Origin of the sequence: Kribbella sp. CA-253562, from assembly GCF_050942265.1 — a bacterium.
Lineage (GTDB): Bacteria > Actinomycetota > Actinomycetes > Propionibacteriales > Kribbellaceae > Kribbella.
The window spans coordinates 2,330,237-2,355,616 of sequence record NZ_CP192049.1 but is presented as its reverse complement, the minus strand read 5'-3'; the positions used below and the strand labels follow the sequence as shown (position 1 = coordinate 2,355,616).

The 25,380-nt window shown below is 64.0% G+C and carries 20 protein-coding genes and 2 pseudogenes; 6 read left to right on the top strand and 16 right to left on the bottom strand.

Going from position 1 to position 25,380, the window contains the following annotated elements; genetic code table 11:
* The first annotated feature begins 216 nt into the window (after positions 1-216).
* The gene (locus ACQPXM_RS11520) at positions 217-699 is read left to right on the top strand and encodes a COG4315 family predicted lipoprotein (RefSeq protein ID WP_432947656.1); all 483 of its coding nucleotides are present in this window, start codon (positions 217-219) and stop codon (positions 697-699) included.
* A 293-nt stretch (positions 700-992) separates the two neighbouring features.
* Here ACQPXM_RS11520 and ACQPXM_RS11515 read toward each other — a convergent pair whose 3' ends face one another.
* The 6 genes from ACQPXM_RS11515 to ACQPXM_RS11490 all read right to left on the bottom strand — a co-directional run bounded on the left by ACQPXM_RS11515 (position 993) and on the right by ACQPXM_RS11490 (position 5,742).
* The gene (locus tag ACQPXM_RS11515; protein WP_432947654.1) at positions 993-1,547 is read right to left on the bottom strand and encodes a hypothetical protein; all 555 of its coding nucleotides are present in this window, start codon (positions 1,545-1,547) and stop codon (positions 993-995) included.
* A gap of 92 nt (positions 1,548-1,639) precedes the next feature.
* Entirely contained in the window at positions 1,640-1,810 is a 171-nt protein-coding gene (locus tag ACQPXM_RS11510) for a hypothetical protein (protein ID WP_432947652.1), read from the bottom strand.
* 147 nt (positions 1,811-1,957) lie between these two features.
* On the bottom strand, positions 1,958-3,136 hold the full coding sequence (locus tag ACQPXM_RS11505; protein WP_432947650.1) for a phosphotransferase: 1,179 nt from the start codon (positions 3,134-3,136) through the stop codon (positions 1,958-1,960).
* A 137-nt stretch (positions 3,137-3,273) separates the two neighbouring features.
* Positions 3,274-3,618: a DoxX family protein gene (locus ACQPXM_RS11500; RefSeq protein ID WP_432947648.1), complete on the bottom strand. Its 345-nt coding sequence runs from the start codon at positions 3,616-3,618 to the stop codon at positions 3,274-3,276.
* A gap of 538 nt (positions 3,619-4,156) precedes the next feature.
* Complete coding sequence (locus tag ACQPXM_RS11495) at positions 4,157-4,417, bottom strand: WhiB family transcriptional regulator (protein ID WP_432947646.1); 261 nt, start codon at positions 4,415-4,417, stop codon at positions 4,157-4,159.
* A gap of 611 nt (positions 4,418-5,028) precedes the next feature.
* Positions 5,029-5,742: an anti-sigma factor domain-containing protein gene (locus tag ACQPXM_RS11490; protein WP_432947644.1), complete on the bottom strand. Its 714-nt coding sequence runs from the start codon at positions 5,740-5,742 to the stop codon at positions 5,029-5,031.
* Between the two features lie 361 nt (positions 5,743-6,103).
* Between ACQPXM_RS11490 and ACQPXM_RS11485 the strand changes: the two are divergent.
* A pseudogene (locus ACQPXM_RS11485) lies at positions 6,104-6,621 on the top strand (IS3 family transposase); the annotation flags it as partial.
* A gap of 320 nt (positions 6,622-6,941) precedes the next feature.
* Here ACQPXM_RS11485 and ACQPXM_RS11480 read toward each other — a convergent pair.
* Entirely contained in the window at positions 6,942-8,273 is a 1,332-nt protein-coding gene (locus tag ACQPXM_RS11480; RefSeq protein ID WP_432947642.1) for a glycosyltransferase, read from the bottom strand.
* Positions 8,274-8,917: 644 nt separating this feature from the next.
* Between ACQPXM_RS11480 and ACQPXM_RS11475 the strand changes: the two are divergent.
* Positions 8,918-9,195: pseudogene (locus tag ACQPXM_RS11475) on the top strand (DDE-type integrase/transposase/recombinase); the annotation flags it as partial.
* 706 nt (positions 9,196-9,901) lie between these two features.
* On the opposite strand, the gene ACQPXM_RS11470 reads toward ACQPXM_RS11475, so the two are convergent.
* A complete protein-coding gene (locus ACQPXM_RS11470) occupies positions 9,902-10,732 on the bottom strand; it encodes a class I SAM-dependent methyltransferase (RefSeq protein ID WP_432947640.1) in 831 nt (276 codons plus the stop codon).
* A gap of 1,328 nt (positions 10,733-12,060) precedes the next feature.
* Positions 12,061-12,519: a GNAT family N-acetyltransferase gene (locus tag ACQPXM_RS11465; protein WP_432947638.1), complete on the bottom strand. Its 459-nt coding sequence runs from the start codon at positions 12,517-12,519 to the stop codon at positions 12,061-12,063.
* Between the two features lie 1,682 nt (positions 12,520-14,201).
* Here ACQPXM_RS11465 and ACQPXM_RS11460 point away from each other — a divergent pair.
* A complete protein-coding gene (locus ACQPXM_RS11460; RefSeq protein ID WP_432947636.1) occupies positions 14,202-16,808 on the top strand; it encodes an ATP-binding protein in 2,607 nt (868 codons plus the stop codon).
* Between the two features lie 746 nt (positions 16,809-17,554).
* Here the strand turns inward: ACQPXM_RS11460 and ACQPXM_RS11455 are convergent.
* Positions 17,555-18,115 (bottom strand): RNA polymerase sigma factor, encoded by a 561-nt coding sequence (locus tag ACQPXM_RS11455; protein ID WP_432947634.1) that lies wholly within the window; start codon positions 18,113-18,115, stop codon positions 17,555-17,557.
* 984 nt (positions 18,116-19,099) lie between these two features.
* Between ACQPXM_RS11455 and ACQPXM_RS11450 the strand changes: the two genes are divergently transcribed.
* The gene (locus ACQPXM_RS11450; protein ID WP_432947632.1) at positions 19,100-19,591 is read left to right on the top strand and encodes an RNA polymerase sigma factor; all 492 of its coding nucleotides are present in this window, start codon (positions 19,100-19,102) and stop codon (positions 19,589-19,591) included.
* Between the two features lie 1,231 nt (positions 19,592-20,822).
* Here ACQPXM_RS11450 and ACQPXM_RS11445 read toward each other — a convergent pair.
* From ACQPXM_RS11445 to ACQPXM_RS11425, 5 genes are all read right to left on the bottom strand, one after another.
* Positions 20,823-20,990 (bottom strand): hypothetical protein, encoded by a 168-nt coding sequence (locus ACQPXM_RS11445; protein WP_432947631.1) that lies wholly within the window; start codon positions 20,988-20,990, stop codon positions 20,823-20,825.
* A 702-nt stretch (positions 20,991-21,692) separates the two neighbouring features.
* The gene (locus ACQPXM_RS11440) at positions 21,693-22,544 is read right to left on the bottom strand and encodes an SDR family oxidoreductase (protein WP_432947629.1); all 852 of its coding nucleotides are present in this window, start codon (positions 22,542-22,544) and stop codon (positions 21,693-21,695) included.
* A 466-nt stretch (positions 22,545-23,010) separates the two neighbouring features.
* On the bottom strand, positions 23,011-23,943 hold the full coding sequence (locus tag ACQPXM_RS11435) for a hypothetical protein (RefSeq protein WP_432947627.1): 933 nt from the start codon (positions 23,941-23,943) through the stop codon (positions 23,011-23,013).
* Between the two features lie 120 nt (positions 23,944-24,063).
* Entirely contained in the window at positions 24,064-24,222 is a 159-nt protein-coding gene (locus tag ACQPXM_RS11430) for a sigma factor-like helix-turn-helix DNA-binding protein (RefSeq protein WP_432947625.1), read from the bottom strand.
* A 35-nt stretch (positions 24,223-24,257) separates the two neighbouring features.
* A complete protein-coding gene (locus tag ACQPXM_RS11425) occupies positions 24,258-24,479 on the bottom strand; it encodes an RNA polymerase sigma factor (RefSeq protein WP_432947623.1) in 222 nt (73 codons plus the stop codon).
* A gap of 45 nt (positions 24,480-24,524) precedes the next feature.
* Between ACQPXM_RS11425 and ACQPXM_RS11420 the strand changes: the two genes are divergently transcribed.
* Complete coding sequence (locus ACQPXM_RS11420; RefSeq protein WP_432947621.1) at positions 24,525-24,824, top strand: hypothetical protein; 300 nt, start codon at positions 24,525-24,527, stop codon at positions 24,822-24,824.
* 85 nt (positions 24,825-24,909) lie between these two features.
* On the opposite strand, the gene ACQPXM_RS11415 is transcribed toward ACQPXM_RS11420, so the two are convergent.
* Positions 24,910-25,281: a nuclear transport factor 2 family protein gene (locus tag ACQPXM_RS11415; protein ID WP_432947619.1), complete on the bottom strand. Its 372-nt coding sequence runs from the start codon at positions 25,279-25,281 to the stop codon at positions 24,910-24,912.
* Positions 25,282-25,380 lie beyond the last annotated feature (99 nt).

The following is a 25,380-nucleotide window of genomic DNA, read 5'->3' as shown; positions in this document are numbered from 1 at the left end:
GCGTGGCGTATCGATCGGTGTCCGGATGCTGGTCGGTGTGTCCGACTGTGTCTTCACGCACCTGCTGTGGTGAGGTGCATCGCTTTGTCATGGGAGATTGTGATGAGGAGTTCCGTTCTACTGGTAGCTGCGGCCGCGCTAGTGGGTCTTGCTGGATGTAGTTCCTCCGCGGGGACTGACGACTCGTCGGCACCAGGGTCTACAGCCACCACATCCGTGGCGCCCGAGGTCCCCTCAACGACGCCGTCACCGGAAACGGTGCCTCGTGCGACGCCGACGGTTAGGCCGGAGCCGATCAAGCTCGCGGTCCGGCGCGCCAAGATCAAGGGTGTGGAGGCAGATATCGTCACCATCAATGGGTGGACGGCCTATCGCTTCGAGGTGGACGATCACGAGGATCCCACACCCGCCAAGGTCAAGTGTGCCTTTGACTGTTTGAGCACCTGGCCGCCGGCCTTGACAGACGGCTCGAAGGTGGAGGTCTCCGGAATCGATCGGAAGCTCGTCGGCACGGTAGGCCGCGTCGACGGCGACGGATACACGCAGGTGACCCTCGGCGGGTGGCCTCTGTACAAGTTCAAGGAGGACAAGGTCCCTACCGACGCGAAGGGTGAAGGTCTCGCTTGCAACTGGTCTGTGGTCAAGCCCGACGGCAAGCCGGTGATCAAGAAGGGGACCGGGTGCAAAGTCGGCGGCTAGCGCCGCGGAATTCTTAGTTGTCGCTGCCACGAAGCCGCGGCCCCTGTTCATGGAGGCAGCGGCTGTTGTGGTGGAACCTCACGCCGTCGGGAAGCCGGCAGAGTACTCGAAGGCAGCGTTGGCCTCGCCCTATGTGGTCTCCGCCAAAGGGTTCGACGGAGCAGCTCCACCTGGGACCAAGGCGACGTGGGTTCTGGGTGCGACGCCACCCTCGTCCCGGGTTCCGCGATATACGCGTGTTGGGTTACGGGCCGCCGCATCGACACGAAGGGCGTTAGCCGTCAGGCTGCTGATCACAACAAGCGCAGCTCACCACGAACGTTCGCACCGCGCAGTGTCACGATCGCGTCGCTTGAGATGCGACAACTGATAGCGAGTGAGCTCGTCAAGTGGCAGGGTCGAGCGCCCATCTCGGATGTGTTCCGTGGTGGGCGCCTCTGGCGGTCGTCGGCTGGTTGGTGGCGAGCGCGTCGTTGGCGACGCGCGGTCGGACTGATATGCGCGGGTTGGTTACCGCAGGGCGGGGTGTTCGGCAGGATCAGAAACGGAGCCAGCGTTGGGAGCCACTGGTTGCCGGCGTCGCCACGGGCCAGGGCGGCGGACGTGGCCAGGTCCCACCGGTCACGCACCGCCTTGCCGGGCCGGTAGCAGGCCCGGTGGTGCTGTGATGGCACCGCCTCCTCGATCAGCAGCCGTCGCACGTGAGTGTTGCCGATCTTGGTGATCGGGCCCTGGACACGTGATGCACCGGATGAGTACAGCGCAGTGAACTGACTGTCGGTGGCCATCTGCTCGGTCGCGGCGTCGAGCCCGGCGCGAAGAAAGCCGTGGAAGGCTAGTCTCGACATGCTCACGCAGCCGGCAGTTCTCCCGCCGAACCTGCCCGAGCTGGTCCTTCTCGCTCGTGATCAACCCTCCGTCGCCGGTTCCAGCGTCGCGTTCAGCCTGTCAGCCACTCCCGCACCGCGGTCTCGGTCAGATCGAAGTCCTTCGGGAACTGCCCCACCGACCGGTCACCGCGCTGGCACAGCTCGACGATCTCGGCCTTGCACTCAGCATTGAACGAACGACGAGACCGCGGCTTCTTCTTTGCCCGTGGACTACGAAGCACGCGACTGTCCACTGTCGTCGACGGTGACGTACGACCAGTCTTCTGACACATGCGGGCGCGAGCTCACAAGGTTTGATTACTGGCAGGGTGCAGTCGTCGACCCACATCGTTTCCACCACAGGCCACCGTGAGCCAAGCACCGCAAACTCACGGCCCCAGTACGACTGGCCGGATGAGGTCGACGAGCACGCGGGTGAGGCGACCGCGTTGGTTGAACAAGGCACCTAGTAGGTCTGTCGGCTGGTCGTCGAGTTGCTCGAGTGGCAACGCCGTAAAGGCCGAGCGGATCATCAGCGAGCCGAGATACCCGTACTCGACCAATCCATCCTCGACCGCCATGCCTTCCTCCGCCAGACCGACCTGGAAGGATTCCAAGATGACCGGGTGAACCTCGTGCAGCTCTTCGGGCTCCAAGACTCCTGAGTGAGCGAGGCCGACGAGCAGTTGGCCGAGGTCGAGGCCGATCGCCTCCGGGGAATCAAAAAGCCAATCTATCGCCACAAAGTCGGTCGGCGCGTCAACGGGCACGAGCAGGTTCTGGGGACTGGCGTCTCCGTGCGGGTAGGCTTGCGGTAGCAGTGAGAGCGCGGTCAACGTCGAGTCAAGCGCTTCACCCATCTCCAAGACGTCGGACCGTAATGCGGGATCCCGGGCAACCACTTCCCTGAGCAGGGGATGGTGCCAGACGTCCTCGGCTGACAGGACCGCCAGCATCCTCTGGGTCCGTGACTTCGCATAGAAGCGTAGCGCCATACCCGGGACAGTTGCGTTCGCTCGTGGCAGGATCGGCCCGACGAGATGTGCCCGACGCCGAGCGCTCAGCCGGCCAAGCAGATGGGCCGCTCGTCCGAATCGCGCCAGGTCCCAGGAACCCGGTGCGTGGACGACGTTCTCCATCCAGATGGTTGCTCGATCGTCGCCTAGTTCGTCGATCCGAAACACCGTGGGCAGACGGAGGCCCTCAGGCAAGTATTCGTGGAGATCAGATGTGTAGGCCGCGACCTCCAGCCGCCAGAGCAGCTGGTTGATCAATTCCTCCTGCAATTGCGCCGGAATTAGGTGGATATATCTCCATAACTTCGGCGACTGCAGCCGTTTGACGAAACAGGACCACTCGCGAACGCTGCCGTCAGACAGGAGTGCGGTGCCATACACCCGCGCCAGTTGTTCGGTCGTCGGAGTACCGATCGTGTACTCGGCCTCCTCCACACGCACCGACGCCGGTACGGCATCGCGTCGCCCGATGATCGCCTTGACGAGCTCTGTCAACGATGTCTCGTCCGGAGCAGCCACACCCAGTGCGGCAAGGCCCGTGTCGTGCGTCATTCAATACCCCTGTCTGCCTCACCTGCGGGTGCGCTTGATCGATCGTGAGTCGGCTTGAAGAGCCGGATCCCAGTCATGATGCCTGCATCACCACAAGCCGTGCGTCCAAACGCGCTGTGCTTGTGGAGGTCCCGCGATCAGATGTGCGGCAGAGCGAAGACAACGGCCAGCAACGCAAGCAGACCATTCATAACAGGCGGTGTCATGCCCTTGAAGTCCTTGGCACGTGCATGGAACAGCACCGCGCCGATCATGAGCAGGAAGAGGCCAGCGGCGGCAGTGACTCCCACGACTGGCACAAAGAGTCCGATGACGAGCGCCACGGCAGCAGCGATCTCCAGCACCGAGATCGCGACCGCCAACGTCCGCCCGACACCGACGCGATCCATGATCTCCTGAAAGAACGGCACACCGAGCAGACTACCCACGCCGCCGACAATGAAGCCGACGCAAAGGACGACGAATAGAATTCGAAACAGCATCATTTCTCCTACTTGATCGGATCGCCGACCCGCTGCTCCAGATGGTCACCGATCAGTTGGCGCTGGCCGGGGCACGGCTGAAACGTAGAAGCACGACATCGATGCCCAGCGGCAATTCCACTCCCTCGACGGACCGGCGCAGGAACCTCGAGCCTGGCTACTTCTATGGACGTCCGTTTCGTTACGTCGTGCTCAGCGGGCAGTACGTCGACGATCCCTTGACCGGTTCACGGCGGACCAGGTTGTCGCCCATCCCAGAGCCTCCTCGTACACATATCGCACACAGCCAGGCACAACCATTTCATGGCGTATTGCTGCGGAGTCGCGTCCTTGGCGGACAGTCTCGACGCACCGGCACGTAGCGGGGCTGTGGCGTTTTGGTCAGCCGGCCGACGCCAGGGAATGGTTCTCGATAGGATATAGCTCCCCGCCCCTCGACGCCTGCTTCGGCGGCAAGGTCTATCAGCTTCTCGGCTGATACGCCGTATGGCGTTGCCGCGCAGATTGGGCTCCGGTCGCGCACCGCGAGCTGCGGCTTTTACTGTTTGCGGATGGAGAGTTGCCGCTCTCGCTGGCCTCGTCGTCGTAGCGAGTTCCGTTCCTCTGAGCTGAGACCGCCCCAGACGCCATGGTCTTGGCCGACCCGCAGGGCCCACGCAAGGCACTGTTCGCGAACCTCGCACCGGTGACAGACCGCCTTCGCCTCTTCGATCTGCTGATAGGCGGTCTCGCTGTTGCCTATCGGGAAGAACAAGTCAGCCTCCTCAATCAGGCAGGCCGCACGATGACGCCAGTCCATGGCGAAATCCCATCTCTCCGAGGCGGCCTTCGCCGCGCGGGGGCGTATAGATTGTTGACCTATACCGATGAACGGTCACGTCAAAGGCCGCCGAGATCCCAGGCGCGACTATCCGTCAGTACGCTACGGACCTGGCCGCCGGATCGCGTCGGGATCCTCAGCCTGAACTTGAATGCCGGTCCAGGCACTCCAATGCTGCCGACCCCGCCGCTGCGCGCCGTTAGCCCAACGCAGCGCCCGCAGCCGTGGCGACTCTGCCGTCGATCCGGTCAAGCACCGGGTGTGATGAGGGTGGTCGCGACAAGAATCCGGTGCCGAACAGCACCCACTCGACCTCCCTCGCCAAAGAGTTTGCCTGCCACAACGACCGATACGAGCGCTCGCCGGGTGAGGACGCGCCGCTCGGGCGAACAGTCCCGCTACCAAGGCGATGCGTCGATCGTAGGACCGACTGTCCCGTTCGGTGTCGATGTCGCCGCGGAAGATTTCATGCGGGCAGACGCGGCTGCTTCAACCTGACGCTAGGGGACCCCGCATCGGCTCATTGAGCCGAATGGCTAGTTGTTGTCTGTTAGGTAGCCCAAGAGTATGTGTGCGTTGGTGTCTTGGCGTCAGCGGAGCTGCGGCGGAACCTGCCCCGACAACACAACCCGGCCGGACGAGTCCGTGCCCGCACCTTCGGACTGCAACGTCACCGCGATAGCCGGATAGTCAGCCAGATCAACACCCGACCACAACGCGATCTCCTCAGCACCATCACGCAAATGGAACGTACCGATCGCCACCATCCCCCGATCACCCTTGACCCACCCCTGGTAAAAGCTGCCCACCGGAGCCGGCGCCAATCCGGACGGCTTCACCACAATCTCCACCCCGCCCGCCGAATCCCGAACCTCCACCACAGCCCGCGCATCCTCAGCCAACACCGTCCCCGACAACGCCACAGATCCGCCCTCCGGGCCCGACGCCACCACCGCACCAACCCCGATCGCCCCCGCAACCACAAGCCCCACCGCCGCAACCAACCCCAACCGCCCACCGAACGACGACCGCCCGCGCCCACGCGCATTCGTATGCGCACGCCGCGACCCAATCCCCCACACCGACCCCACCACTGGAGCCGAACCCACCACCGCCAACTCCGGCCGCAGCTCCAAACCACCAACCTCAGCCATCACCCGCTGCTCAAGATCAACCGGGACCGTAGCCCACAGCTCGCCGGTCCGCAACACCGCCTCAACCTCAGCAAAACCACGAACCGACACGCCCCCACCCGTCGAAATCCGCCCGCCACCACCGCCCCGAACCGCACCCTCGACGTCCATCAATCCTCTACCTAACTCTCAAGCCAAACCACTAGTCACACACCACTACGACCACCACTCACGCCCCGGTTCACAGACCACGCCGACCACACAAATCCCAACAAATCCTTCCCCCAACCACACTCGAACCACCCCACCGCCCTGTACGAAAGGGACTGTTTCCGGTTCGGTTGACTCCTGACCTGCGAGGACTCGAGTCCTTGCTCGAAGGATGTCCGTCGTGCTGAAACGTTTCCCTGAGGAGTTCCGTCGTGATGTGGTAGTGGTCGCCCGCAAGGACGAGGCGCCGACCGCCCGGCCGCGAAGGACTTCGGGATCTCCCAGTCGTGTTTGAGCCGTCGGCTGAAACTGGCCGATATCGAGACGGCAACCGCCCGGGCACGATGATCTCGTGACGAGGTTCTTCACCGCCGCCGCGCCGAACCTGGTCTGGCTGACCGATATCACTGATACATGCCACGGCCGGGGCAAGATGTATCTGTGTGCGATCAAGGCCGGCTACTCCATCGATTCGCGGATAGCCGTCCCTGGCCGTGGCGGCCCTGAGTGACGCAGTCGCCTGCAGTGGGGCTGATCGTTAACAGCGACCGCGGCACCCAAATCCGATCCGGAAGTTCGCCAGGGTCCTCAAAGCCCACGAGCTGGCGGTTCGATGGGCCGTGTCGGAGCCTGCGGCGCCAACGCTGCCATGGAATCCTTCTTCGCTCTGCTTCAGAAGAACGCCTGGACCGGCAACGCCGGATCATCCGCGACGGACTGCGGCTGGCGATCGTGTCCCGGATCGAAACCAGCTACTGCCGCCGACGCCGGCAACGCCGCCTGGGCAAGCTCACACCTATCCAGTTCGAGATGACTCAACCCGTCGCACTCGCGGCCTGAACCACCACCCCGCGAGTCAACCAAACTCGGAGCAGTCCCGGCCGATCGCCGCAAAAGTTGATCGACAGCCGCGGAGCATAGGGGTTGCCTGCAGTGTTCGTGCGGCCGACCGGCATCGACTCGAGCCGGTCGACGCACGATCGGCGAAACGTGGCGCATTGCGCAGGACGGCGACACATTATCTGCAGAAGCCCAGCACGAGAGACGGACGGAGGGTACCGTGCCACCCGGTGGCTAGACCTGACGCCTGAGTTCTTGTCACATCACCCACCGACCCGCGGTCGACCCCTACCGAGTTGGTCGGATGGTCGCCGGTGCCGTTAGCGCACTCGGCGTAAGCGCCGATCGGGTTGATCGATTCGATTCACCCGTCGGCCGGTGGTAGCGAGCTGGTTGATGAGGTGGACGGTCGGCGACGACGAGTTGGCGCGGGCATAGGCGCTCCGCAGTTTCTGCACGTTCTGTCGGATTTCGGCGTTGCCCAGTACGTCGAGGACCGCATTCCGGATCTGCTCTTCCGTCGGCTTGCCCGTTCTGAGATTGATCCCCACGCCGGCCCACTCGATGCGGGCTGCAACTTCTGGCTTGTCCTCGGTCGCGCCGGCTACCACCAACGGAACGCCGGTGCACAGGGCCTTCTGGACTGCACCGAATCCACCGTTCGTCACCATCACTGACGTATGGGGCAACAGGAGGTCATGAGAAATGAAGGGGACGGCGCGAACATTCGACGGCAGGTCTCCCAGAGTCTCGGGATCTGTGCGACCGGTTCCGGCAACGACGAGGCAACTCTCGCCGGCCAGCGCCCGGACAGTCGGCAGGACCAATTCTTCCAGGTCAGCATCTGCGATGGTGCCTTGGGTGACGTGGACTACCGGCACAGAACGGTCGACAACCTCGTCCCACCAGGCCGGAAGGTTGTCGTCCGGCGTCGACGGACCGTCAACCAGCGCACCGACGAAATGCACCTGGATGGGCAGGTCCCGTCGCGGGTACTCCAGTTCCGTTACACCATTTTGAAGGTGCAGCAGCGGCGAAATACCGGCGAGCAGGGTCGCCGACGGGCGCCCCATCCCTAGCTGCTTTCTGACGTGCCGGTGGTGTGCCTCGACATCATGCATGACAAGTGCAAACACGGATTTCAGCAACCGATCGCGCAGGCGGCCCGACAAGCCATTCTTGGGTAGCAATCCCAACCCGAAAGGTGGGGTGTCGCGACTGGGAACCGTGAGCGGAGTGACCCCCACCGACGCCCACGGAACGCCAGTCAGTTCATGGAAGGCAGCGGCGCCGCTGAAGGCGTTGTCGGCCACAAGCACGTCGATCTGCTCTTCATCGGCTGCACGACGAAGGCTTTCGAGCTGTTTCGGGATGGGGTCGATGAAGACCCGCTTCATGTCGAACTTGAGGCCCTTCAGTCCAGTAAGCCCGCGGCGTTCGGGGAACACGTCCTCCAGATTTGCCGACAGATGGTCGATCTCGGGGGCCAACGGCACATATCGCGCACCAGTGCTGGAAACGGATTCCTCGAAGCGTTTCCCGGTGCACCACCGTACGTCGTGCCCAGCTTGCACAAGTGCACGCGCGATGGGCCGCAGTGGTCCCACGTGACCTGCGAGCGGCATACTGGCGATGACGATCCGATGACCCATAAATATCTCCCTAGAACAGCTCCTGCCAGGTATACGCTCCCGGCCTCGATCTGGATCGCAGACGAATCCCCTCGCCGGATGAACGCCAAGACGTCGGGACCGGCCCTCAGACCAGATCGCGTCGTTCGGTACCGGGTCGGAGCACGGTCGGCCGCTGCGGAGGGGAACTGGTCGAAGCCGGTGCCGGCATGCGCGTGGGTGCAGGTCCGTAGGACATTGCGCCGATGGGCTGGGATTTGCTTAGGGCGAGACTGTCGCGGAGCGTGGAGCGCTGGGACTCGCACACCTGTCCGCCGAGGTCCGCGGGGACTCAACAAGGTTCCCGGCGACTTGCTGGCTTTGCAGCAGCGGCAGTGTCCTCCGTGGCGCGACCTCGGCGACAGGAAGGCCGACAGAAGTCACGGCTACTCGACAAGTTGACCGCGCGCGGTCTCCGTCTCGCGCAGCAGGCTTCGAGCGCCCCAAGACCACTCCATGGTGACATCGCCGGTAAGCAAGTCAGGTGCGTGCGCAGCTGGCGAAACTGACCGAGACCGCTGCGCATTGGTTGGCGTCGAGAGACGTCGATCCGTCGGCTGAGATTCGGTACGAAACCGGGCCTGAGCGATCACGGTGTGCACGAAGGCCTTGCCGGGATTTGCATCGATGAGAACGCCGCCACCGCGTCGGCGTCTCCAACGAGCCGTGGCGTGGTTCGCCGATCACGGTGTCACCGTCGAACGCGTCCTGTCCGACAACGGGTCCTGCTACCGCTCCCACGCCTGGCGCGACACCTGCGCAGCACTCGGCATCACCCACAAACGGACCCGGCCCTACCGGCCGCAGACCAACGGCAAGATCGAACGCTTCCACCACCCTGGCCGACGGCTCGCCCTACGCCCGGTTCTACAACTCAACCGACCAGCGCAACGCAACCCTGCCCGACTGACCAACCTCCCTGGACCTCACACCTAGCTGACGGACTAAACATCAAGGAGCTGGCCGAGTGTCTCGGCCATGGCGACCCGGGCTTCACGCCAGCCCTGTACACCCAGCGCTCAACATTGCGGTGTTAGACGACAGCCCGGGCCGAACAGTGCAACAGTTCCTGCGCGACACGGACGAGTCACTCGGTCGCAATACAACCGTGGGCCGAGGCGAGTCCCTCCCCCTACCCAACCCTCGCCGACATTTCGTCGATTTTCCTGCGCCGCCCAATCAGCCGGTGCGAAGCCGGGCACTGGCCATGGGCGGACAACGGCCGCGGTTGGCCCCGCACGATCCGGTCGGCTGTAAAAGGTGCATATCCGATTCGGCACACGACAAGTCCCATAGGGTCGACACATGCAAGGCGAGACATTGGCACGCCGTGCCCGGCTGGGGCCTGGGCCTGCAGTTGGACCAGACGCACCCGCATACCAATCGACCGTTGCCGGAAGCGGCAACCACAAACCGCATTTGTGGGATCCCAGCCATCCCGCGGCAGGTGGCGGTCCTCCCCTGCCCGTCCCGCCGACCGCCACCCTTTGACCGAAGCGGCCACACACCAGCCCGCCGCACCGCGTCCTGCCGGCCGACGGTTACGTAGTGAGTCGTCAGACGGGCAGCAGTCAATCTGCAAATTTATCGCCCATCTGCTGGAGGGCTTGCTACCTTCGACGCGCTGTGATCAGCCACGCCGCAGAGTTCAACAGCACGCCACCGAGGATTTGGCGTGCCGCGAGCGCAGTCCGGAGACGATCTCTACCCTCCGCCAGGGCATCGTCGCAATCTTCGCGGTGTACCTTTTCGACAAGACTGGTGATGAACTTGGATGCATCGTCTGCATCCTTGCCGAAGAACAGAGGTTGCCTTACGTCCGTCACCCTGATTCCAGTGAAGCCCGCGTCGTTGAGCAGGTGCCAAGCCTGGTCTGGATCGGCCAGAGAACACTGGTCGGGTCCCATCAGCGGTATTCGCATGAGATGATCTCCCAGCGAATCGTCGATGACCTGCATCATTTCGTTGCGCCCGTAGGACTGCCACACCAGCATTACCAGCCGGCCGTCATGATGCAGCGCACGACGAAGGTTACGGAAGGCTGACAACGGATCTGCGAAGGACATCGTTCCGAAGCGGCTGACGACCAGGTCGAATGCGGCCTCGCGCAGCGAATAGGCCTCTGCATCGCCCTCGACAAAGGTCGCATTGCGAAGACCCTGCCGCCGCGTCTCGGCCCGCGCGACTTCTAGCATGCTGGCAGACACGTCCAAGCCAGTCGCGGACCCACGTTCTGAGCGGAGGGCAGCAGTGCGGGTAATCGCACCCGTGCCGCAACCCACATCCAGAGTGACGTCTGCTGGCGAGACGCCTGCCATACCCCAAAGGACTCCGTCATACCGGGCAAGCAGTCGGTCGAATTGCAGGCTGTTCGCCGCCCAGTAGTCGCCAAGTGCGCCACTCCAGGCCTGAGCCGGATGAGCGATGGATTCCTTGAGCATGAGGTTCAAGCCCCGGCGCTTGCCGGACCATCTGCGCAGGTGCTGCGGTGCAGCGGACGGTAGTCGCTATCCACAAGGTCATCTGAGCGGATCGGATATCCGCACTTCGCGCAGGTGCGATATGGCAGATCATGCGGGACGGGCCTTGAAGGGCCGCGCCGAGCGACCTCGACCATGACGCTGGACATAGTCGGCACTCTCCTTCGGTAAGTACGACGAGGCCTTCTGGTGGACTCATACAGCGGTACGGCGATACCGTCGAAGCCGGTTCATGTCCGATGCCTGGTCCCGAAAATTCATGAAGCGGGCATCGCAAGTTGTACCTACGGAACACACGCAGTGACCCCGAGCGACCCGCCCTCGAGGTTTGCGGCATTTCATAGCCAGGTTCGCCTCGTCTTGGCGCGTCGCAAACCATCAGCGCGGAGTTGCCGGTTACTGCCACCTCAGTCCGGAGCTCGAACGAGCCATGCGATGTCACCCAGTTCTGCATGAGGCGTCCTCGGTTCGCCGGCTCCATTTGTTGCAAGGGCCGAGCAGGCGGTCGTCGACCTGACTGCCCGCGGAACGCCGGGCTTCGTTGCCGACGGGACCGCTTCCTCGTCAAGGTACACATGTCAGCACCTCATCGGCTGGGGCCTGCCTGCCCTTGCCAACCTGCGCGAAGCGCCCCACCGCAACCGCCGTGACCCGCGAGCGATGTTGGCGCAATCGACGCACCCAATTCGCATCGAGCTTCTGGCGTGCCACGCGGGCGTGCCAGAACCGCGCGGGGCTATGGTCGCCTCACCACCGAGTTTCCGCACCGACCTGGACTGTGGCGACGGGTGGGTCGACCGAACAGTCCTGCCCAGCGGGCAGTGATTCGGATAAAACTACGAGCCCCGCTTCCGAAGATGGGCCACGCAGCCTAGATGCGATGTGCCGGCGCCGAAGGGACCGACTGCCTCGTCGCCGGCTCCAGTCCATAGGACGCCGGCCCCAGCTCCTCCAGCCGGCCGTTGTTCACCGTGGCGCTCGCCTCGGCAGCGCGGGAGGTCATGGTCGATCGTAGTACGCAGCTGCCGGATCGGGCCGCAGGTGGGCCGGGCCCACTCCCGATGGACCCATCCTGTACATGCTGCCGTAGGGCGACGGGTGCTGCACTCGGCCCAACCAATCCGACACCAGCAAGCCCCGCCACGAACAGCAAGACCTCAAGCGGCTCTGCCCCACGGGAGTCCACGCGACGCCAGGCCTCAGGCGGATCCATTGGCGGCATGCCCCATGCAGTCAACGGGGCCAGGCATCCTTGGCAGTCCCTGAGCCCCTCGTAGCTGCTGCTGGCCTCAAGAAACCTGGTTGCTGGCCGAGGCTGCCATACTCAGGTGGAGGATGGGATATGGCCGGCCGGTGCTGTCCAGCTCTGACCGACCCACCACCTCGCAGCCCTCGTGGAGATAGAAGCCGAGCGCTTGCTCGTTCTGTTCGTTCACGTCGACTGATGTAGCTCCGAAGGCGAGCCGTGCGTGGTCAAGGAGCATCTTGCCTCCACCTCGACTGCGGCATGCCGGGTCGATAAAGAGCATCTCGACCTTTCCCTCCGCGACACCGATGAAACCGATCAACTCGCCGTCGTCGCTGCGCAGTCCAGCAACTTGAGCCATCTCATCGAATGCGCGGCGAACCATCGGTCGGAAGGCGGCGATGTCGTTCTCCGAGACGAAGTGATGAGTCGCTCTGACGGACGACTCCCAGATCTCTGTCGCCCGGCCGTACTCCATCGGCGCGATGGTGGAAACCTTCATGGTGCTCACTTTCTGAACCCTCGGGCTCAACAACTAACTCTGCTTCGCACGCTCCTGGCCGCCGCGTTGCCGCGCCGGTGCATGCGTGACGAGACGTGCGTTCTGATTCACGGATTGGGTCAGATTGTGGATCATCTTGATCATCGAGAACGGGACGTACACCGCGGTGTTTCCTCTCGACCATTGGGGTCTGCGGCCACCTGCGTGATCTGGCGTTGTCGACCATCACCTGGGGCGCTCGCGAGGCAGTACGCATGTGGACACCTGCCCGGTTCATGGGCCGGTCGATCGGTGTGGAGCCGTGCCGGGCACAGCGCCACCCGCTGGTCCAGTGCTAAACGCCGCCAACGCCAGAGTGCAATCGGCGGCCAACGAGCCATTGCCGCCGAGCGGGCGTCCAAACGACACATTAGTCTGACGAGCGGATGGCTCAGCACCCTGACACGACCGGTTCCGAGGTGTCCCACTCCGGCCGACACGTCGCCTGCACCCCACCGATCGGAGCAACTGCCGACGCAGGTGCCATCGGCAGCTGAGGCCCATGAGTGCTCCGTGATGACGGGCTGACGGGGTAGCCGGCCCAACATCACCCGATGGATCGCTGCGCGACCGACGTGCAAGGTGACGCTAGGTATCCAAAGCCGCCTGCGGATAGGCAATGAGTACCGATGCCGGGTCGGCCGTTCTGCGCAACCATGACAGGGTGTCCGGCATTTCTCGCGCAAGGAGTAGTCGCATGGATCGTTCGGCGCAGCAGGCAGAACCGGTGGTTGTTGAACGATCCGACCGCGCCGATCGTCAGGCGATCTGCCCGTTGTGCGGAGGTCCAGCGGAGGTCATCGATCACTTCATTCTGTACCGTGAGGCAGGGCCAGTCCTTCACGTCCGGAGCGCCTGCATGGCAGAGGACCACTTCTGACTCTGTGAAACGCGCTCGAACGACGCCTAGCCAGACCCACTCAGAAGCTCCGGTCCTCCTACGCAAGATATGCGCGCCCGCGTAACAGCACCCGCTGACCTGCACCGTTCGACGGGTGGCGGCTCGGCGGGGCGCTCACTGCCTGACCACCGTTGTCAGCAGTCGAATAGTGACCTGTCGGCGGCAAAGCCGGTTCTGATCGAGGACGGAGTATTGACCAGCTCCATCGTCGCGTCAGTTCGGGCAGTCAGTGCCGCCTGCCCGCAGCGACGTTGATGCCTTGGTTCCCGAGGATGCAACCGCGTGTCTGGCTGTGGGTCGCAGCCACGACCGCGAGGTTTGGCTGCCACTCGCCGTGTTGAGGTTGCATGTAGGCAACCCGACGTCTTGGTCAAGGGTGTCACCGACTGTATTGCACAGTTGCGTACCGTAGCTGACCGACTCCATGACCGTTTGAGCAGGACGTTTCGATAGACACAGCGCGCTGCTTTGCCGGTACGGCCGTCGCACGCGCCGGCACAGTGGGTCAGGCTCGATACCTGTGCAACGGTCGATCGAGCCGAGCCTTCGCAGTCCTGGATACGTATCCACCACGGCCTGCCTCCTCAACGCTCTCGCGCGCCTGGTGTCCGAATCGGCTCGCAGGGGGCAACGGCGGATGAGCGGATGTTTCCGTGTGCCCTGGCAAAGCGTGTTGCGTGTGTACCGAGGGCTTTCGGTAGGCTGCGGGCAGCGCGATACGAGCGGAGGTAGGCAGATCACAATGACCTTGCTCGAACGTGACGTTCACGTCACATCTCTACTGCAGGCAATGCGCACCGCTGCAGACGGAACCGGTTCGGTTGCGCTGGTCACGGGCGAGGCGGGTATCGGAAAATCCACTGTGGTGAATGCCTTTGTTGATGCTTTGCCTGTCAGCGTTCGGCTGCTGCAAGGCGCGTGTGACGACCTCCTTGCGCCACCGTCGCTCGGACCCCTGCGTGAGGCTGTGGCCGGCACCGGTGGACCGTTGGAGCAGGCCATAGCAACCAACCGGCTCCAGGATGCGATCAACGCTGTTGGACTTGAGCTTGGCGACCAGGCCACGACGCTGATCGTCGAGGATGTGCATTGGGCCGACGACGCTACGCTCGATTTACTGCGATATTTGGTTCGCCGTATACACCGCTATCCCGCGCTGATCGTACTGACGTTCCGTGACGAGCACGTGGATGCACAGCACCGACTCCGGCCTTTGCTCAGCACGCTGGCGTCGGTGACGACTCATCGCCTCGCACTGGAGCCCCTCACCCGGGCCGCAGTTGCGAGGTTAACAGCTGGCACCGAATGGGATCCTGCCGAGCTTCATCACCTCACTGGCGGAAACCCGTTCTATGTCACTGAAGCGCTGGCGGGTCCGAAGAGCGTGTCCGCCTCAGTGGTCGACACGGTCCTTGCGCGGCTGCGGGCGCTGGATGCTGAGACTGTAGCCGTCGTCGAGCAACTGTCGGTGGTCCCCACCGAAATGGATCTGACCTTTGTCACCGCCCTTGTCGACAGCGGTATCGGCGCGCTCGCGGAGGCAGAGGCACGCGGAATTCTCGTCGTACGAAACCAGCAGCTAGGGTTCCGGCATGAAATTGCGCGACGGGCAATCGCGCAAAGCATGACATCGATCCAACGGCGCGCACTGAACCAGCGCGTCGTGCAGGCGCTGATGACACTCGACGATCCGCCTTTGCATAGCCTTGTCCATCACGCGTTCGAGGCTGGCGACGCCGAGATCGCACTTCGGTATGCTCCCCAACTCGCTCGCCAGGCAACCAACTCAGGCGCACACCGACAGGCGCTGGCGTCGATCGAGGCAGTACTCCCACACGCCGGCCGCTTACCACCTGCCGAGCGCGCAGTCCTCTACGATGACTACGCGTGGGAGTTGCAGATCGCCTCACGATTCACCGACGCTATTCAGGTTGGTCAACAGGTCGTTGAGCTGCGGCGGCTGGCAGGTGACGCCAGTCAACTTGCAGAGGCGCAGGCGCGCCAAGCTCGATTCCTGTCAATGGCTGGTGACATTGGTACGGCCAAGAGAATCGTTGAGCAGGCGGTGCGCACAGCGAGACGCCTTGGATCCCCTGTGCTAGAAGCAACCACGACCGCATATCAAGCTGTGATTCTCGTTCAATCCGGGGATATCACCGAGGCACTGCCCCTCCTACGGACAGTTCATGACCAAGCCATCGCTGCCGACAGGCTGCGGCTCATCTGTCTCGCCCAACTGGGTGTCGCCCGTTGCATCCGAGGGGACAACGATGGCCTCGACGACGTCCGCGCCGCGATCGCTGCCGCAAAACGCTCTTCGGAGCCCGGGACGACGGCGCTCTGCCAATTGATTCTCGATGATCTGTTGTATCGCATGCACAGGTGGCACGAACTGAGCGAGACCATCGACGGCACCATTGAGTTGACCAACGCCCAGGGCTACTGGTCCTTTGTTCACAGCATGGAGATCCACCGCGCAGCGCTCGATCTGCGACGAGGGAACTGGTCGGGAGCGGAAACAACCTTGCGCCAATTGATCGAGTCGGTCGATCATCCTGGGCTGCTGCTCGCACACGCGTATCCCCTACTCGGGCGCCTGCTTGCCCGCCGCGGCCATCCGGACGCTGGAAGCATGCTTGAAGCCGCCTGGACTCGGGCACTCGCCGGCGAGTCGCTCATGCCGGTGGTGGATGCAGGCACCGCCTACGCCGAGTGGGCATGGCTCAACGGGCGCACGGAACTGGTCGCGGAGGTCCGCGACACGATCGCCCGAGGATTCCCCGCTGCCAGCGGGCCGCTGTTTGATGAGCTGCGGCTCTACCTTCACCGAGGTGGGGCACCTCTTGATCCAAGAGCATGCGGAGACGCTGCCCTTTTCGAGCCCATCGCAGACGGGCTCAGCGGCGACTGGAAAGCGGCCGCTGCGGGCTGGCGCCGAACCGGTGATCGCTATGAGGAGGCTCTCGAGCTCGCGTCCGCAGGGATGGAAGAGCCGATGGTCGAGGCAGTCAGGACTCTCGACGATCTCGGCGCGGATCACGTCGCGACCCTAGTCCGACGGGAGCTCAAGAGCCTTGGCGTTCACAGCGTTCGTCGCTCGACACAGCCCCGATCTGTGAAGGTCAACCCGGCGGGACTCAGTGATCGGCAGCTCGAGGTGCTCATGTTGCTTACCGAAGGTCTGACCAATAGGGAGATCGCCGAGAGGCTGGTCGTATCAGTCCGCACTGTCGACCACCACGTCGCCGCTATCCTCGCAAAGCTTGGTGCTGCAAATCGACGGGAGGCGATCACGACCGCACGGTCCTGGCACCTCCACCGCATCGATGATCCCACGCGTGCTGGATAAGCCGAGCTGCGCCCCGGCGCCCGTTCCTGTGCTCTGCTTTACACAAGTGTCTCGCTTCGGTCCCATCACTCCTGAACCCGATATCGGCGTTCCGGAATCTCCTTTGCGCTGCACTCCGACGACGGCCGCCCTTCGAGTGCAAGGCGATGATGCAGGGTGTGACGACCAACTCCGAGAGAGCTGCCTGCCTGAGAAGCGATGGCTTGGCCGTGGACGGCCACCGACCGGTTAGATAGTTCGTGCCAGACTCTAATGCAGACCGGTGAGGTCACCCTCAAGGAATGTTGCCCGGCCTGAAGGCATGCGACGCCGCGTTCGAAGACCGCGGGTCGGTCGCCAACCAGTGTCGCGCCATTTTGACCTGGCGGACGCTTCGTGGGGGAGCATCTGCTGGACGGTGACCGTCAGGTTTGTGTCCTCAAGCAGAACGGGAGCAACAGCTCGGCGTACGCGCACCCATGAACTCGCTCGTGATATCTCCGCCGCGACCGCTCGCGCCGAGGGCCGTCCGCCTCGCCAAGCGCATCCACAGGCTCGTCGACGGAGCTCGCTGCTAACCAGGCCTAGATAAGGCACTGATCGAGTCCAGCAAGGCCGCGCTCCTGCGCGAGAAAAGACGGGCATCGGCAAACACCCGTCGCCGCACCGACATCGTCGGCATCCCCACCGTCCGCGTCGTCGGCGCCGTCCTGGCAGAACCGCCGCATCGATGGTTGGACGATGCACCGGCTGGACTTTGTTCACGTTCAGATAAGTTCGCGCAGATGTGCAAGTAGCACCATGAGGCGTCGAAGGCCGCGTGCGGTGCGGCTCTTGACGGTACCGAGGGCAATCCCGAGTTCGGCCGCGATCTGGCTCTGCGAGTAGCCGGCAAGGTACCCAAGTTGTAGTACTTGCCGCTCTTCCGGCGTGAGTTTGTCGAGTGCACGGCGCACCTGCCACGCCCGCCAGGTAGCGTCGAAGCTGGGGCCGTCGATGGCTAAGTCGCGCTCCGGGATGGCTGCGCTGTCAAGTGGTGCCATCCTTGCGGCGCGACGCTGCCGTCGGTAGACGTCCACTGCGGCGCGGCGGGTTATCGCATACAACCATGGTTGAAGGTCCCTACCAGCGTCGAAGGTCTCCACCCCGCGCCACGCTTGCACGAAAGCTCTCTGCACGGCCTCAGACGCGAGGTCATGATCACCGAGGAGCCGGAGTGCTATCACGTACATCGGCGCGGAGTACTTGCTGTACATCTCCACGAGGGCGAGGTCATCACCGGACTTGAAACGCTCCGCCAGGTTTGTGTCCTCTGGTGCTGCCGTCATCGCCGCGCCGACGCGAGCTGTACAGCAGGGCAAGTCATCGCGCAGGGGTGCTCGCGTCCAGCGGCCAGCGCCGGTCCCGACGTGCTACGGAGCAGGGCTGACTCCTGTCCGAGCGGGGATGTTGTCATTCGGGTCTCCGTATCTCACACCGGATCTTCAAGCGCCTGGGCTTCCCAGGCGGTCGATCGAATACATCGGTCAGTGCCTCCTGCCGTGGCCAGTGTTTGCGTCGCGCCATCGGGGCAGTGCGCCTGATGTTCCACTGGGATACGGCAACGAACTGCTGATCGGATCCCGCCTCACTGACTATCCGAGACATTGACGTGATCGTTCAGTCCTGAAGGGTCCAGGCCTCGAGCCTTCTGGCGGGTCATGCTGATGGGCGAGGAGCGGCGCGAGTTCCGCTGATCGGCTTAGTTCAGTCGGCTGACCAAACAGCCGCTGGTGAGCCGAACGCCGCGTACACCTGGCGATCAAGCCGGTCACGACGTCGTGCATCCACAGCGGGAGGACTCGGCGGCTCGGCGGAGTGCCGTAGCGACCGCTCGAAGCCCGCTCGAATTGGGGCGGCGTCGTAGGTGTCGTCGACTGCCTATTCGCCGGCGATATCGATCATCGTAGGGCTGAGCTCGTCCGAGGATCAGTCAGCTCCTCGCTCGGCCGACGTGGACAGCAGCGCGTTCATGGCCCGCATAGGCATCCGCCGCGCGGCTCAAATAGGCAGCGGTCACCGATGCCACGACTGCCCCGGTTAAGGAGAGTGGACGACGAGGCTCCGGGGTGAGCTGGTCAGGGAGGAGCGGGGATATGGACCTGATGACTGCGGCGGCACCAGGTGCCGCCAGAGCCCGTCCTACCGGGTCCCTCGCGGTCCGGGATCGCGGTGCCGGGAGCCGGAATGACAGAAGGTTAGCCGGTCCGAGCGATCTGGATCTGAGCCTGGCCGAGAGGTTCCGCGGTGGTGACCAGACAGCGTTGTGGGAGATGTACCGCCAGTACTCCGCCCCGATGTTCGTTATCGCACTCAAGATGCTCGGGCGTCACGACCTTGCGGCTGACACGGTTCAGCGGGCCTTCATCCAGGCATGGCAGGCTGCCGACCGGTTCGATGCAGGGCGCGAACTCCAACCGTGGCTGTATGCGATCACGCGCCGCGCCGCGATCGACGTCTACCGGCGGGAGCGTCGCGCATCAGAGATGTTACCGCTGGACCCCGATGGAGCGGATCGCGCGCTGGCGACAGAAGACACCACGATGGATGAAACGTGGCGCGCATGGCAAGTCCGCCGAGCCCTCGACCAGCTGCACCCGGATGAGCGCGAGGTGCTGCAGTTGGCGTACCACTGCGACTACACCCAGAGCGAAATCGCGAATCAACTTGGGATCGCCCTTGGCACGGTGAAGAGCCGGACAGCGCGAGCTCAACGTCGCCTGGCCGACCTGTTGCACCACATCCGCGACGAGGTCCCCGCCTAGGCAAGCTCCGCGCGATTCCGAGGTTCTTGCCCTCACAGCAGCGCCGTCAACTGCGGTCATGCTCTGTCTACGGCACGTGGATCCGGCTGTTCACTCGAATCGGTACCGCCTCGCGTTCTTCACCGCCGAGTCGCCGACCCGGTCGACGCTATTTGGCACGGCGGCCTGGTTGACGAAGTCCGCCAGCTTCGATGAGCGGACGCTGGACCAGTCAGACGCGTAGAGGAGCGCTTCGACTCGAACCTGCCCGATCGGACCGGTCTAGTTCGAAGCGTTCGCAACGAGGCCCGCGGACAACTTGCCTGGAAGCCGGGTCCTGTCTCGGGGCCCCATATGATGAGACCCCGAGAGGTGGCGTCACCGCATCACAGCGAGAGCAGGGCCTCGTTGTGGTTGGTTGCGATGCCCTTGCCCAGAACCTCGTTGCGGTTCATGCCGACATCGCGCGTGCCCTCGGTCAAGTCTGAATCGTTCATCGCTAGATCCCTTCGCTAGTAGATCTTTCTACGGAATACGCGATCAGACGCCCGAACGGTTCGCGCTTGACTCATCGGTTCGGGCCGGCTCCACAGACTTCGAAGCGGCCACGTCAACATAGTGTCGGGTCAAGTGACATCTTCGTGAGAGTCGATACCAAGACCGCGACTGAGAACGAGGCGATTTCTACCGATGCCGCGACTACGCACCCGGTCACCCTGACGGCACGTAGTTGCCACCAACCTGCGGCTGACGCGAGCCGCACAATTGGTCTGATCCAGCACGGTCCTGCTCGCACCCTGTGTGGCCGGCGGTTCTCGCCAAGGAGCTTGCGGGGATCGACGCTGTCTCGGGCTGTCGCCTGGCGTTTGGAGTCGGGGTCGACCGCGGGCCGATGATTTCCCACCGAAGGAGTCGTTCGCCACCCGTGGCCGACGACTCGACGACGATCTGCAGATCTACCGTGACGTCTGGGCCGGGAAGCCGGTTGGCGATGGAGAGATTCCTGCCATGAGTGACGGCCCACGTAGTCTTCCCTGCTGTTCGGGGGATTCGTTCCCGCCGCGCTTAGCCGGATGGCTACCCGGGGAGACGGCTACATCGCCGCCTCGCTCCCGCCCGAACTGGTCGCCCCTTCGTTCGAGGCTGCTCGCTCGACGTGGGCGCAGGCAGGTCGCGCAGACAGTCCGCGTCTCGTCGCAACGTCCCACTTCAACTTCACCGACGAGGAGCGCGGTCGGGGAAACGTGCATGATTACTTGAAGGGGCGGTCTTTGTCTGAAGGGTCGAAGAGTTCGGCTCCCAGGAGGGTGAGGGCTTTGGCGTGGGCAGGTGTGCCGTCGCCGAACCGGAAGGCCAGAGTGTCGCCTTTGAGGCAGGCGAAGGCCTTGCCGTGAGCTTTGAGGGCGGGTTTGCCGAACATCGCGCCGACGGTGGCGCCTAGGGGGGTGCGAGGTCTGCGGCGATGTCGCCGAGAAGGTTGAGCTGTCCGTGTCGCCCAGCGGGGTTCAGCAGGTGTAGGGCGCGACAGGCCTGTAGGCCATGGCGCGACGGCCCGGTTGAGCGCGGTCATGGGGTCATGGTTCGAGGTAAAGGAGGAGTCGCTGCCTTATCCAGACTCCATCTCCGTGCGCCGAGTGGCTGGGACAGCGAGCACCACATCGCGGAGCTTGGCGACAGCTTTGATGCACGAACAGCGGACGATATCGAAGAGGCCGTCGACTGTGTACCTGCGCTAGCTGTGCTGCCGGAGCACTACGCGGGCTTCAACCAAGATCGCGCGATTTCGTGGGAGTACGCAACCTTTGTGGCACCCGGCACCGATTCGAAATCAGAAGGAATGCATGGTGTCCCGTCCCTGCCAGATTGTCCGAGCGGAAGAACCGCGGATTGCCGACCCGGCTCTCGGCAATGTCCTCACGGGGAAGTCGCTGGAGCACCACCGCAGGATGGCGGTGGTGCTCCATATCGTGCATCGATGCGTGCGGCCTTTGCGCCGCTGAGCCACGTGCAACGCCGGACCCCAGGTGTGTCCGGTCAGACGGTCGGGGTGACGTTGGCAACCCAAAATATGCCCGAAGGGCGGCCGCGTTTCCCTCTCGTGACACCTGCGCGGCAGTGGTGCCTACCGCCCGCTCTCCACCATCCCCGACGCGCGGGTGAAGGCGGGCACATGCGCGGCCCAGTCATCGATATCGCGCGGTGCCCAGCCCAGAGCTTCACGGGCAGGTGCGGGGTCCGGCGCCGGCTGTGCGGGCGCTGCCGCCATCGCGGTATACACGCCCGCGATACCGTCAGCGGCATGATCACCGAGGTGTGGGCGGAGTAGGTCGCCGTACTCGGTTGGCGTGATCGTCTCCCACCGCACCGCATGTCCAACAACCGCAGCGATCGCCTTGGCGATCTGGTGCCCAGTCACCGCCTGTCCCGGGAGCACGAACGATCCAGTGACCGCCTGATTGATCGCCCGTTCGATCGCAACCGCGACATCGTCAGTCGCGACCCACGGCATCGGAACCTCAGCCGGTAGCGGAGAAGAAATCAAACCCTCCATCGTGCGGGGCGCCTGCCACGGCGAAGTCAGGTTCTCCAAATAGAAGGTCGGCTGAAGCACCGTGACCATCGGCACAGCGGCTCCGGCTGCACGGTGACGGGCGTCGAGGAACGGAACGCCGATCGGCTGCGGAGGCAGCGGAGCGCTCGTATTGAGAACGAGGTGTGAGACACCGGCCGCGGCCGCGGCATTGGCCGCGTTGTCGGCCATGACAAGCGCCCGCTCGTCGTAGACAAGCGGGAGCTGCAGCACAACGGTGTCGGCCTCGGCATAGGCAGCGTCCAGCGACTGACGATCGAGAAGATCGACTCCTGTCACACGACTGAGCCGCCGGACCGAGTGGCCACCGGCCTCGAGACGGGCAGCGACCGGCGCCCCCTGCGAGCCGGAAGCGCCATGAACGGCAATGGTCTTGAAGTGCATGCTGAGAACTTCCTCATCGAGGTGGATGACGTATTGATGGCTCCGGACATTCCGGGGCTCCTCTCAGTACGAACAGGCGTAGGGAGTCGGTTCTCCTGGGCGTCCGCTTCAGGACGGATCATTCGCTGACCATCGGTCAGTTTGTGGGCAGCACCTTGCTTCCTCGCGAGCATCGCGGCGAGAGCAAGTCGATGTATGCCACAGGTCATCGCGGCGCACAGTGCTCGGATGCGCCTCACGAACCTCGAGAAGCTTGCGTTCTCGACTATGAACGCCGGATCAGGTGGCTCGCCGTTTGGGCGTGGTTGGCCAGAGCTTGGCATCAGTGTTGGAGATGGCCCAGACGCTGCCGCTCGTCGGACCCTGCGGGACCTCGGCCGATGCGCAGGGCTGCACCAGCACGAGCAGACCGGTCAGCAGTCCGTCGCGATCATGAGCGGCGATACCGGACGAGCCGACAACACCCTCATGCCGTGAGCCTGGTATGGCCGTCAGATCTAGCTCGGTTTGCCATTGAGCTTCGGCTCCATCTGGTGGCCTTCGGGTCAAGGGGATCTGCACGAGAACTAGCTCCATTTGGCGTCGAGGGTTTCAGGCTCCTGTGGCTCACCGTCGCCTGACGCTGGGCCTCCGCCCCGACCCGCCGCTCCCGGCGAGACCTGCGGCCCCGCGGAAGCGGCATACGGGAGCTACTTCTCCGGCGTCGGGCCGGTCCAGAGCACGACCTCGCCCGGGGCGACCGGGGATGCGTCCTGTACGTACCAGCCGTCGGCGGGTTTGCCGATGTCGTTGAACTGGGCGCGTTGCGACTGTCGTAGTACGCGACCACTTTCACACCCTTGGCCGCGATCAGCGGCAGCGCTTCGGCGACGGTCTTGTTCCGCAGCTTCATGCCGGCGAGCGACTCGCCCTTGCCGGTCGCCGATGGCGAGGAGTGCCAGAACATGTCGCCGAGCTTCGTTGCCCGGCCGAACTGGATCTCGGTCTCGCCGTCGTCGTCCTTCGGCGACTCGAGGCCCTCCTGGCATCTTGGGCCGGAGGCGTTCAGCGTACCGCTGCACTTCTCGGCCGCCTCGAGCCGGTGCAACTGATCCATGTCCTCGGAGTCACGGGCGGAGAAGGTGAACATCGTGCCGACGAACGGCGGGCTGACGGCGACGTCTTCACCTTGATGTTCAGGCCATCTTCTTGAACTCGGCGTTGTACTGCTTGGGTCGGCGTTCGGATCGACCACCCGGACGATCAGCTTGTCGCCCCGCTCCGTGAACGACAGCGCCTGGTACTGGTACTGGCGGTTCACCACCGTGGCCGCGACCACGCCCGCGATCAGCAGGGCGCAGGCCGCGACGAGGACCAGCCGCGGGCGGCGCGAGCGCCGGCGGGTGTCGAGTACGACCACTTGCTGATTGGAGGTGATGGCGTCGGGCAGCTAGGACCACGCGGCGTCGGTGACCTCAATGTCGGGGCTGGGTTCAGGAGGCGAGTGACCGGGTCGGTGGCATGCGTCTTCATGGGATGCCTAGTCTCTCAGGGTGCGGTTGGCCAGTGTGGCGGTCAGCAACTCGGCGAACCGTTTCTTGGCCCGGTGCAACCTCATCTGTACTGCGTTGCGCGAGATGCCGAGCGTGATCGCGATCTGGGGTGTGTCGCGCTCTTCCCACGCCACCGGCGACAGCAACTCCCGGTCCTGCTCCGGGGAGCGCGCCCCGAACGCTATGGCGGCCCCAGGGCATCGCCCGGGAGCGAGCGGACCACCTCGTCGAAGTCGGTCAGCTCCTGACGGAGGCGGTCGGCCAATGCGTGTCGACGTCCCTCGCCGCGAAGATGGTTGGCCTGCACCCGGTGAGCCACGCTGTACAGCCAGGGTCTGATCTGGTCGCCCGGCGGAACGTCCTCGAGCCGCCGCCAGGCGACCAGGAACGTGTCGGCGAGCATGTCGGCCGCGTCGGGTGCCGGTTCGCGGTCCGCCGGAGGAGATGCGTGAGCACCGCCTCCCGGTTCGCCTCGAAGAACTCCTTCGAATTACTGCTGCCGGTCCTGTCCGGCTGGCTGTTTCGGCAGAGCCGCCTCGCTCGCCGACCCGGGGCGGGTCCTCGTCGATATCTGCGTCATACCCCTTATATGTCCGGCATCCCGGCGCTTCATTTCATGCCGGGGGTGGGCGGATTGCTGGTTGAGGCTGTGGGTTGGGCGGTGAAGGTGGAACGAGTTCTACCCGGTACCCAGTTCGCCATGGTCGGCACGACGTCAGTGCCTCAAGGGGTACGGGTCGATGTTTGAGACGCTGCGTCCGGTCCCACTCGGCAGGCCCCGGTGGGCAAGCGACTACCGCCGAGCGCGTGCTATGGGTGCTGCCGGTGCATGCTCAGTCGACGTAACTGGCTCGCCACGCGGGAGGTGGGAAGAGAGAGCCGTAGATCCTGGTTTCGCGGGAGATCCGGCCGTTGCTGAACTCGACGATGTTGGCGACGTAGAAGATCTCGCCGTCGTAGTCCGACCGGCCCAGGACGACGAAATGGTCGCCACCGCCGGTGATGCGCAAGATCTGGATCGAGGGCGGATTCGGGTACTCCTGCTGCATCGCACGCATCTTGTCCCGTCCGACGATGCGCTCACCCGACTGTGGCATCTCCAGCACATAATCCTCGGTGCGCATCTCGTGCTCCGCCTCCGCCGACAGCGCGAGCTTTCCGTCGGTCGACCACAATCGCTCGAGCACCTCACGATTCCGGTCCATGAACCCACCGTCCTCAATCTCAGCCAGTCAGCGGATGTGTCCGTGCCGACGTTTCGTCGACTCGATCTCGCCCTCCCTCGAGCAACTGCCTCTACGGCG

Bases quoted from the DNA above. Each gene is read 5' to 3' on its own strand.
- ACQPXM_RS11500 (WP_432947648.1), bottom strand. From the start codon at position 3,618: ATGCTGTTTCGAATTCTATTCGTCGTCCTTTGCGTCGGCTTCATTGTC.
- ACQPXM_RS11415 (WP_432947619.1), bottom strand. From the start codon at position 25,281: ATGGACCGGAATCGTGAGGTGCTCGAGCGATTGTGGTCGACCGACGGA.
- ACQPXM_RS11425 (WP_432947623.1), bottom strand. From the start codon at position 24,479: ATGCTCGCCGACACGTTCCTGGTCGCCTGGCGGCGGCTCGAGGACGTT.
- ACQPXM_RS11445 (WP_432947631.1), bottom strand. From the start codon at position 20,990: ATGTTCGGCAAACCCGCCCTCAAAGCTCACGGCAAGGCCTTCGCCTGC.
- ACQPXM_RS11465 (WP_432947638.1), bottom strand. From the start codon at position 12,519: ATGAAGGTTTCCACCATCGCGCCGATGGAGTACGGCCGGGCGACAGAG.
- ACQPXM_RS11440 (WP_432947629.1), bottom strand. From the start codon at position 22,544: ATGCACTTCAAGACCATTGCCGTTCATGGCGCTTCCGGCTCGCAGGGG.
- ACQPXM_RS11470 (WP_432947640.1), bottom strand. From the start codon at position 10,732: ATGCTCAAGGAATCCATCGCTCATCCGGCTCAGGCCTGGAGTGGCGCA.
- ACQPXM_RS11505 (WP_432947650.1), bottom strand. From the start codon at position 3,136: ATGACGCACGACACGGGCCTTGCCGCACTGGGTGTGGCTGCTCCGGAC.
- ACQPXM_RS11480 (WP_432947642.1), bottom strand. From the start codon at position 8,273: ATGGGTCATCGGATCGTCATCGCCAGTATGCCGCTCGCAGGTCACGTG.
- ACQPXM_RS11515 (WP_432947654.1), bottom strand. From the start codon at position 1,547: ATGTCGAGACTAGCCTTCCACGGCTTTCTTCGCGCCGGGCTCGACGCC.
- ACQPXM_RS11490 (WP_432947644.1), bottom strand. From the start codon at position 5,742: ATGGACGTCGAGGGTGCGGTTCGGGGCGGTGGTGGCGGGCGGATTTCG.
- ACQPXM_RS11450 (WP_432947632.1), top strand. From the start codon at position 19,100: ATGTACCGCCAGTACTCCGCCCCGATGTTCGTTATCGCACTCAAGATG.
- ACQPXM_RS11495 (WP_432947646.1), bottom strand. From the start codon at position 4,417: ATGGACTGGCGTCATCGTGCGGCCTGCCTGATTGAGGAGGCTGACTTG.
- ACQPXM_RS11455 (WP_432947634.1), bottom strand. From the start codon at position 18,115: ATGACGGCAGCACCAGAGGACACAAACCTGGCGGAGCGTTTCAAGTCC.
- ACQPXM_RS11460 (WP_432947636.1), top strand. From the start codon at position 14,202: ATGACCTTGCTCGAACGTGACGTTCACGTCACATCTCTACTGCAGGCA.